The sequence below is a fragment of the Blastococcus sp. CT_GayMR20 genome (assembly GCF_004570345.1).
This window is the reverse complement of sequence record NZ_SPQM01000338.1, coordinates 1-639: the sequence shown is the minus strand read 5'-3', so window position 1 is coordinate 639 and position 639 is coordinate 1. Positions and strand designations below refer to the sequence as shown.

The following is a 639-nucleotide window of genomic DNA, read 5'->3' as shown; positions in this document are numbered from 1 at the left end:
GAAGACGTCGGAGTCGGTCGCGCGCCGGGTCAGCGCGCGACCGATGCGATGACGGCGGAGGCGTCCTAGCCAACCTGTTCAGCAGCCGGGGAGGCGGGCGGCGAGGAACGCCTCGACCGCGTCCAGCCCGACCCGCTCCTGGTTCATCGAGTCCCGCTCGCGGATGGTCACGGCCTGGTCCTCGAGGGTGTCGAAGTCGACCGTGATGCAGAACGGCGTCCCGACCTCGTCCTGACGGCGGTAGCGGCGGCCGATGGCCCCGGCGTCGTCGAAGTCGACGTTCCAGTTCTTCCGCAGGACGGCGGCGAGGTCCTTCGCCTTGGGCGAGAGGTCGGCGTTGCGCGAGAGCGGCAGGACGGCGGCCTTCACCGGCGCCAGCCGCGGGTCCAGCCTCAGCACCGTGCGGGTGTCGACGCCGCCCTTCGCGTTGGGCGCCTCGTCCTCGGTGTACGCCTCGATGAGGAACGCCATGAGCGAGCGGGTCAGGCCGGCCGCGGGCTCGATGACGTACGGCGTCCAGCGGGTGTTGGTCGCCTGGTCGAAGTACGACAGGTCCGTGCCCGAGTGCTCGGAGTGCGTCGACAGGTCGAAGTCGGTGCGGTTGGCGATGCCCTCGAGCTCGCCCCACTCCGAGCCCTG

Annotated in this window: 1 protein-coding gene; it reads right to left on the bottom strand. The window is 71.0% G+C overall.

Features of this window, described 5'->3' with window-relative positions; translation table 11 throughout:
• Positions 1-78: 78 nt before the first annotated feature.
• On the bottom strand, positions 79-639 hold a 561-nt coding region (locus E4P40_RS27810; protein ID WP_245160643.1), incomplete at its 5' end, for a His/Gly/Thr/Pro-type tRNA ligase C-terminal domain-containing protein.